The 7,881-nt window shown below is 34.5% G+C and carries 12 protein-coding genes; 5 read left to right on the top strand and 7 right to left on the bottom strand.

Features of this window, described 5'->3' with window-relative positions; translation table 11 throughout:
- From KHW44_RS04230 to KHW44_RS04215, 4 genes are all read right to left on the bottom strand, one after another.
- On the bottom strand, positions 1-1,110 hold a 1,110-nt coding region (locus KHW44_RS04230), incomplete at its 3' end, for a DUF2800 domain-containing protein (RefSeq protein ID WP_304066350.1).
- Positions 1,110-1,406 (bottom strand): hypothetical protein, encoded by a 297-nt coding sequence (locus KHW44_RS04225; RefSeq protein WP_304066348.1) that lies wholly within the window; start codon positions 1,404-1,406, stop codon positions 1,110-1,112. The genes KHW44_RS04230 and KHW44_RS04225, both read right to left, overlap by 1 nt.
- Positions 1,348-1,599, bottom strand: coding sequence for a hypothetical protein (locus tag KHW44_RS04220; protein ID WP_304066346.1), 252 nt, complete (start codon positions 1,597-1,599; stop codon positions 1,348-1,350). The genes KHW44_RS04225 and KHW44_RS04220 overlap by 59 nt, the downstream gene beginning before the upstream one ends.
- An 85-nt stretch (positions 1,600-1,684) precedes the next feature.
- Positions 1,685-2,296, bottom strand: coding sequence for an RNA polymerase sigma factor (locus KHW44_RS04215; protein WP_304066344.1), 612 nt, complete (start codon positions 2,294-2,296; stop codon positions 1,685-1,687).
- A gap of 281 nt (positions 2,297-2,577) precedes the next feature.
- On the opposite strand from KHW44_RS04215, the gene KHW44_RS04210 reads away from it, so the two are divergent.
- Genes KHW44_RS04210 through KHW44_RS04190 form a run of 5 tightly spaced genes read left to right on the top strand, consistent with a single transcriptional unit; the run spans position 2,578 to position 5,183 of the window.
- Positions 2,578-3,492 carry a hypothetical protein gene (locus KHW44_RS04210; RefSeq protein WP_066130573.1) on the top strand — a complete coding sequence of 305 codons (915 nt, stop codon included), beginning with the start codon at positions 2,578-2,580 and terminating at the stop codon, positions 3,490-3,492.
- The gene (locus KHW44_RS04205) at positions 3,489-4,163 is read left to right on the top strand and encodes a hypothetical protein (RefSeq protein WP_304066340.1); all 675 of its coding nucleotides are present in this window, start codon (positions 3,489-3,491) and stop codon (positions 4,161-4,163) included. The genes KHW44_RS04210 and KHW44_RS04205 overlap by 4 nt, the downstream gene beginning before the upstream one ends.
- A 15-nt stretch (positions 4,164-4,178) precedes the next feature.
- The gene (locus tag KHW44_RS04200) at positions 4,179-4,373 is read left to right on the top strand and encodes a helix-turn-helix domain-containing protein (protein ID WP_066130578.1); all 195 of its coding nucleotides are present in this window, start codon (positions 4,179-4,181) and stop codon (positions 4,371-4,373) included.
- A 34-nt stretch (positions 4,374-4,407) separates the two neighbouring features.
- Positions 4,408-4,608 carry a helix-turn-helix transcriptional regulator gene (locus KHW44_RS04195; RefSeq protein WP_269746049.1) on the top strand — a complete coding sequence of 67 codons (201 nt, stop codon included), beginning with the start codon at positions 4,408-4,410 and terminating at the stop codon, positions 4,606-4,608.
- Positions 4,609-4,649: 41 nt separating this feature from the next.
- Positions 4,650-5,183: a restriction endonuclease gene (locus KHW44_RS04190; protein WP_066130582.1), complete on the top strand. Its 534-nt coding sequence runs from the start codon at positions 4,650-4,652 to the stop codon at positions 5,181-5,183.
- 42 nt (positions 5,184-5,225) lie between these two features.
- Here the strand turns inward: KHW44_RS04190 and KHW44_RS04185 are convergent, their stop codons facing one another.
- From KHW44_RS04185 to KHW44_RS04175, 3 genes are read right to left on the bottom strand one after another with little or no spacing between them, the layout of a single operon-like run.
- Positions 5,226-6,170, bottom strand: a complete 945-nt coding sequence (locus tag KHW44_RS04185; RefSeq protein ID WP_066130584.1) for a site-specific DNA-methyltransferase — start codon at positions 6,168-6,170, stop codon at positions 5,226-5,228.
- A complete protein-coding gene (locus KHW44_RS04180; RefSeq protein ID WP_066130585.1) occupies positions 6,170-6,346 on the bottom strand; it encodes a sucrose-6-phosphate hydrolase in 177 nt (58 codons plus the stop codon). Before KHW44_RS04180 ends, KHW44_RS04185 begins: the two co-directional genes overlap by 1 nt.
- A 50-nt stretch (positions 6,347-6,396) precedes the next feature.
- Positions 6,397-7,869, bottom strand: coding sequence for a HEAT repeat domain-containing protein (locus KHW44_RS04175; RefSeq protein WP_066130587.1), 1,473 nt, complete (start codon positions 7,867-7,869; stop codon positions 6,397-6,399).
- Positions 7,870-7,881: the final 12 nt, after the last annotated feature.

Here is a 7,881-nt window from a genome sequence, read left to right as displayed (position 1 = left end):
TTTACCTCCAAATTCTTCTTTAACATTGTCAATTTTTACTTCTTCTCGCTTGTCATCAATGCTTACTAAGGTTAACTTTCCTTTTGGTTTTTCTAATAAGTCGCTGATATTTTCATCAAAGACCTTCTTACCTAGTAACTTAGTCATGGCTGTGATGCCAAGTAACTTTTCTTCAAAGGGATTAAATCCCAATTCTTTTACTTTGTTTATAACTTCATCTTCATCTCGGTATTTCCTATTAGACCTACCTTCGACAAGTTTTAGGTCTTTCCACCTGTGACCTTTAAGTGCTCTTTCTAATGCATAAGCCTTTATATCTTTTGTCCATAGTTCCAGTTCGTCTAGTTTTGGTAAGATTTCTTCAATTTCATCGTCAGATAGTTCTGGTGGTAGGGTAAATTCCTCTTGTGCTAGTTTTAGGTTTTCTTCCGCTCTTTTTCTGCATTTGTTCTTTGCTTTGCAGAATATACACCATTCTCCACACGAGAATTCTCCGTCACCTTTATATGCTTTCTCGGCAATCTCTCGTATCGATTCTCCCCACTTATAAAGTTCTATCTTATTGATTTCATAAGTTGATATATTACACCTTCTTGGTTGATAGATATGAAGAATTACTTTCTCAATATCATAAATTCCATCAAAGAGAATTAGAGCACCAAGACCATATAACATGAGTTGAGTATTTTCTCTAGCGTCTACCAAAACACCTTGGCCATACTTTAAGTCAATTATATGAAGGTCTTCTCCTCCAACAACTACACAGTCAGCTGTACCAAATGCCTCCTTAACATAGTCTGATAGGTCAAGTCTTTCTTCCACAAATACGGCTGGGCTTTCATATCTACTAATAACTTCTGCTACGTATGAGGCATATCCCTCAGTTAGCTCATCCATTTCTTCATCATAAAAATCCAAATCCTCTGTCGGGTCTTTTACATCTATGCCTAATAAATTCTTTAGTTTATATTCTGCTAAGGCATGAGCTGAGGTGCCTTCAAGTGCATAAGGACTAACTTCATCTTCGTATTTTTGAGAGAGCCTAACGCTTGGTGGACAGTGAATCCATCTATTAGAAGATGATGCTGATAAAATAGCGTGAGCACCCATTACAACTTCTCCACATCTGCTATCAAGTCTTCATAGTTACTTGGTTCAATCTCAGATAACTTTTTAGCTCCATACTTTTCTAAGAGTTCTCTTATCTTAGCTGTATGGCCTAATCTTGATTTGTCGGCTAGTATCTTTCTAACATCTTCAATTTCATAAGTCTTTTCTTCTTGTTTTTCTTTTTCTTCTTTAGGTAATTCCTCATCACTTTCTAAATCTGTGAGCAGGATTCCTATACTAGATGCAAGATTCTCTGCATCTTCTTTGATTTCCATTAGTAGCTTTGTCCTTGACATCTTTTTCTCCTTTCTCGATTTCTCTAATATCCACTGAGTCTACTGTAATTCCCGGTTCTAATAAGTAGATTTGTCTGTATTCTCCAAACAATAATCTGATAAGTTTGCTTGGTAACCTTCTTATTGAACCTTTAAGAACATTGGTTTTTTGTCCCACTTCACTTGTTACATTGATGATTATTTTGTGCCTCATGTTTGCCTCCTTTCTGAAAGGGTCATCTCCCTTACAAATCACAGGCAAAGAAAAAGGACGAGTTTTTAACCTCGCCCTAGAATATTTAAAAATTATTTTTGATTTTCTTCTTCGCCTTGTCCAAATGTTCCTTAACCGCAGCTGAAGATATGTTCATTAAATCTGCAATTTCTGACTGCTTATATCCATCTTCATACATCAGCTTGATTACTAATCTCTGCTTTTCTGTTAATAAGCTTAGTAGATCTTCAATATGGTCCAACCATTCAGGCTTTCCATCTGATTTCTTATCTGCGATAGATGCAATCAGCCTTTTATCCGGGTCAATCTCTCCATCATTATCGAAATCAAGAGATAAGTTATAGTTTCTAGGGAATCTTTCCTCAACTGCTCCTTTCACAATGTCCTCATTGGGTTCGTATCCATTACTTTTTTTAAAGTCGCTTATAAATTCTTTTTTCCACACATCTATTTCAGCTTTCTCTTCTTTAGTTCGCTCAGGTCTTAGATTCTTAAGGTTGTAATAAACCTCGCTATCATCCATCGAGTGTAACATTTTAATATCCAGCTCCGTTACACCATTTTCTCCAGGTTTAACAACAATTATCTTTTCAACGTATTCTCCTTTTTCTGTTCTTTGTGTTGTTGTGTACTTGTAGACCCCGCGGTCTTTTTGATTAGTTTTGTGAATTCTCATTAGAAATCCCTGCCTTTCTTTATTTGCAGAGAGATCTATCACTAAGAATTACTCATATGGTGTTACAGTCTTGTATGCACTTACATATTTTGATATAATTTTATTAAATATGATTTGATATGAATTGTACTAAATTCCTGACTAGCCATAAAAAATTCCTAGAGATTTATCTCTCTAGGAATAACTTGAAGTTTGTGAAGTTTACGGTACATGGTTTATGGGGTTTATTTGGTTTATGAGGTTGATACTTTAATTAATGAGTTTGCAGGAGGCAAATTACTATGAATAATACCTATCCTCGCTTATGTGGTGGAACATTTTTAGTTCTTCTGCTTCGTTCCAAAAGAACTAAAGCTAAAAAAGATATACGAAAATACAGTGCTAACGGTATTACAAACCCTGAATTTCTGAAGGGTTTAATTACGATATTTGATTCCAGTTACTACGAACCATCTGGCTCTTCCTTGGAAACCAACACATCACGTTACAAAAAATGTGAAATTTCCAAAGCTGATTGTTTGCCATTTGATGACAATGCACTAATTACTGCATTTGATAGACAAATTAAAGAAGACTATTACACTCTTTTAGTTAGAATGAAGGAGCTACTTGATTACTTTCTTACCATCGATAAGGCGCCTAAAATAGATGAGCTTGTTTATGGGATTCTTAATCTTATAATAAACGATCACTCTATTAATCAAGACGATGTCTTTTATGCTCTACCTAACGGAACAGGAATAACTAAAAAAGATCTAATATCTACGCTAGACATAAATCTTTATTCACTTATTCTTGGCGTTTGGCATTTCATTTTAACAAGTCGCAAGGATAATAAAATTGGAGCTTCAACGATTAAGTCTTGGCATGAAGAACCTCTTGAAAAAGGTAAGGCTCATATTTTTACTAGTTCAATTGGCAGTACCTATCATCTAGATATAAAAATAAGCACACTCATTGAACAAAATGAGAGTGCTGAGCGTGAAATCAGTGATGAAATTAATAAAGATTTTTTCGAAGAACCTGAAATAGAAATTTTGGATTCTGTTGATGCAAATGAAACATCACAACACCAAGAAAATAAACAACCTACAATTAACAATCAGTTTATTTTCAATCAATCTGGCAGTGGCGTAAACATAGGGCAAGCTACTAATGTAATTATAAAAAATGGAAAGGTGGTCGATGCTAAATGAACAACGATTTAGATATTGCTAAAATCGAAGCCAATCTTCCATCAGAGAAAACAAACACATATAACTTTGAACAATCTGGACAAGGAACTAATATAGGGTTAGCACAAAATGTTCATAATACAACTGTAAATATTATGCTTCCGGTAAGCAATGGTACAATCGCTACCCCTACCTTTATTCAAAAAACAATCAATATGGAGTATTTCAATTTATTTGTCATTTTAGGTGAACAATATGATAAGTCATACTTTATTGTAGATATAAAAAGAGCATTAACAATTACGGAGGGTACGGCAAAATCCATTCATGATAAACTGGCTTCCTTTTCTGAAGAAGCGAAAGCCGAAATTATGTCATACCCTTGTATATTTGCTAATGAGAACTACAGATATAGCCCACCAGAAATACCACCTAGTGGACCTCAAATGGCCCAGTATGGCTTTATCACCAAAATACAACAATTGCATAATGGAGATTTGAAAATATATTTCCAATCATTAGCTATGTGCTCTATTCCACAAGATTTACTAAACACAATGGTTTCTGAATTAGATTTACATGGAAATGAAAAAGTAAACGAACTTGATCGAACACACTGGTCGATAAAAAATGTAAATATTGTAGAAGAACTGAAATTAAAAGGTATTAGCCTATTAATTCCATCCATATAATAAACGGAGGTTAGCATGGCAGAATTAAATCAAGAAATAGAAAAATGGGTAAACCTTGAAGATATTGCTGACCATTTAAGTGTCAGCAAAGATACTATAAGAATCTGGATAAAAGATGGTAAACTCCCCTTTTATAAAGCTGGGAAAATGTATAAGTTTAAAATTTCTGAAGTAGATGAATGGGTTCGAAAAGGAAGAATTACAGAATAAATTAATGGAGGTATGCAATGAATGAAAAAATCACATCAGCTATAACAAGTTATGGAAGTTATTAATTGACAAGAATATGTATCGCAAAGATTTACAGGAATTTGCCGGAATCAACTCAGCTTCTATTGCCAAACTTGGAAACGGCAGCAATATTACCACAGATATTCTTCTGAAAATTTGTAAAACCCTAGATTGTCATATAGAAGATATTCTTGAAACGATAGATGAAAAGTAATACTGTATCAAAACTAATATAAAGATATAAGGCGGACGATTATGTCATTTTACGATGATAATCACAAAAACGAAATAGCCAAAATCAACAGATTATGGGCGAATTTAACAGAGCTAAATAAGCTTGCAAAAACCTATGGTATTCCTGACATATTTCAGGATAATGGAGCAAAAGTTCTGCAACAATTAATTTATCTAAACATGTCTATACTTCCAGGTAGAGAAGGTAATGACTGTATTTCAGCAAGCGGTACAGAATGGGAAATGAAATCTATAAATTTAGAGACTTCAGCCTCCGGCTTTAGTACAAACCATCATACCACACACTACATTATTGCTAAATATAGACAAGTTCCTTGGACTTTTGCGATCTATCATGGCATAACACTTACTGAAATGTATGTCATGACTCCATCTATGCTTGAACCATTATATCAGCATTGGGAAGAAAAGCTACAAACAATGGCACACCTAAATAATCCAAAAATCCCTGTAAAATACGTGCGCGAAAACGGAATAAAGGTGTTTCCAATCAACGAAAATAATCCCTTTGATCCTGATTCAATTAACTCATAAAAAAAGCCTCGGTTCACAATAAATATCTTGAACCGAGTTTTTTTATATGGATACATCATTTCCATTTAAAATTTCATCATACATTCTCTTTGCTTCATCTTCATTCTGAGCAAATCTAAACACCGATGCAGCAACATATTCTTGTGATAATTCAAAACTCATCCAGCGTCTTCCTAATCCCTGAGCTGTCATTCCTGTTGTATTGCTTCCCCCAAATATATCTACAACTAAGTCACCCTCGTCAGTTAAAAATTTTATAAAAAATTCAGGTAATGCCATAGGAAATCTTGCTGGGTGTCCTTTTACACCACACTTTTTACAATATCTAAGATATTGGCTATTACTCTCACTATTAGGAAACTGCAGCATATTAGGCGGAATAGCTCCACCATTATCCTTAGCCCAAGAATCAATAGTTAAAACATGCCCTGATGGACGTTCAACACTTGAACCCTTTATATAATTTTCTGGATGATCTATGAGGTTTTGCATCCTGCTTGAATAAGGGGTTAAAACCTTTCTTACATCCGCCTTACATTCTCTAGGATTCTTACAAAGCCACCACACTGTATTAACAGATGTCTTTGCTCTAAGTTTTCTTTTATTTACCCATTCAATCGGTGCTGGTAAAGCCGATGGATTATGCCAATAAAACGGTTGAGCCAATTTGAATCCAATTTCATCAACCATTTTGATGAGAGTTCTAAATTGATACAAGCTATATGATGGCTCCCCTTTTTCATACGCACCACCTATGTCAATAACAAAACTTCCGTCTTCTCGTAGCTTTTTATATACCAAACTTGCAAACTGGCATAGCCAATCAACATATTTCTCTTGTTCCTCATTACCGTATGCTTTTTTTCTTTGTAGTGCAAACGGCGGACTTGTTACTACTAAGTTAATACTTTCATCTTCAAACTTTGCGAGTTCATCTAATGAATCTCCGCATATGCACTGACCAAGATTCGTAGAATATCCACTCATCACTGATTACCTTCCTTTTTCTTTTTTAATATAATTTCATCCGCTTCAGAATCATAAAAAACATCAAAAATAGTTTTTCCTTTCTCAGCTTTTACATTTTCAAGTATTGCCTTAGGCATTCTTACTCTCATATCTTGCTGTAGGACATAACTATCTAAGTATATTCTATTCTGCATAGCTTCACCTCCTAGACTAATTATAGTCTAACATTAGTCTAAAGTCAACTTTATAAGCTTTGTTTTCTCAAAAAATCTATAGCTCCACTCCTATATTGATCCACTGATGATTCACTATAATTCCACAAGTCTTTTATCATCAAAAATCGTTCAGTTGAAACCAATTCTATTGCATTCTCCAGACTGGCAAACATATCTTTTCCTCGCAAGCCTATAATCATCGAACACCATTTTTTTTGATCTTCTGATGTACAATTAGAATATAGATTTACGAGTTTATCCGGAGCTACCATCTCAGATTCTGTTAATATCTTTAAGACAATACCACCAGAAATATCATCAGTGATACTCTCTACTAAATATTCCATCAGATCGTTATCATAATTTTCAATTATATGAGCCATTGCATGAGCCGCCACATTGTCATCGTCACAAGACGAGATTTCAATTATCTTTTTTACATAATCGTTTTTTACTGCTATCCCCCATGCAGCAGCAGATCTTAATTCCGTATCCAGACTTGAATCTAATGCCAATCGGCATAACATATCTGAAGCAACATCTGCATCGGATAATTCACCTAAAATTAAGACATATTCAAATCGATACATCTGCTCTTCCAAATTCATTGCATAATTATAGAATTCATCCCATAAATCTTCACCCAATCGAATTAAAGAAGAATAAATTTCCAGTTTAATTCTGTCATCTTGCTCATGGTTTTTTAAATCATACAATGCATCAACATATTCTTGCTTCTTTTCAAGATAACCCAATGCTTTAACGCCTGCATAACGAACTTCTTTCGAATCACTACTTAAATCATTCAAAAAATTATAAGTAATGCTACAAGTGTGCATATCCTTTTTTTCATCTGGAGCACCAGCTATCATGTACTCGTTTGCCTTAAAGATATCCCCTACACTACAATAAACGTGATAGCCCTTTTCTTTTTTCAATGAATATGTATATTTTGATCCATCTTCATACTCTAACTTAATTTGATATTTTTCATCTGATTCAATAATGTCCTTAACAGTACCATTCTTTTTAGGTATGCAAGTTGGCCAAATTCGATCCCTTTCGGCACCTTCTCCGGCAGATTTTGCTGGTCCTAATTTACTAAATCCTACACTTGCTCTCATGTTTCTTGCTTCGAAATAATTTGTTTCGCTTCCAGGGAACCAATTATCACCTTCATGAGAACACTGTATAAATGCAACAACATCGTGGTCACCCAAGCCCGCATCCCATCTTCTGTCAGGATTATTTTCGTTATCAGACATTCTCACATCCAGTTTCGATTTTGCTCTTGATTCAATACGACAACCGCATTTTAGACAGATAAGATCTGGTAATCTTAATCTTTTAATTTTTGTTGACCAAATCTTATTAGATGTACTGTATCTCTCAAGCTCAATAACATTATGTCCACAGCTATTGAGCTGGCGTACAACCTCTTTAGACGAAACAGCCCCCATACTTATTTTTTCCAGAAAACTCCAGTCTGCTTTAAAATTCATCTTTTTCCTCCT

The organism is Finegoldia magna (assembly GCF_018371055.1).
GTDB classification, from domain to species: Bacteria; Bacillota; Clostridia; order Tissierellales; family Peptoniphilaceae; genus Finegoldia; species Finegoldia magna_I.
Note: the sequence above shows the minus strand (reverse complement) of the source record. Positions and strands in the feature narration are given on the sequence as shown.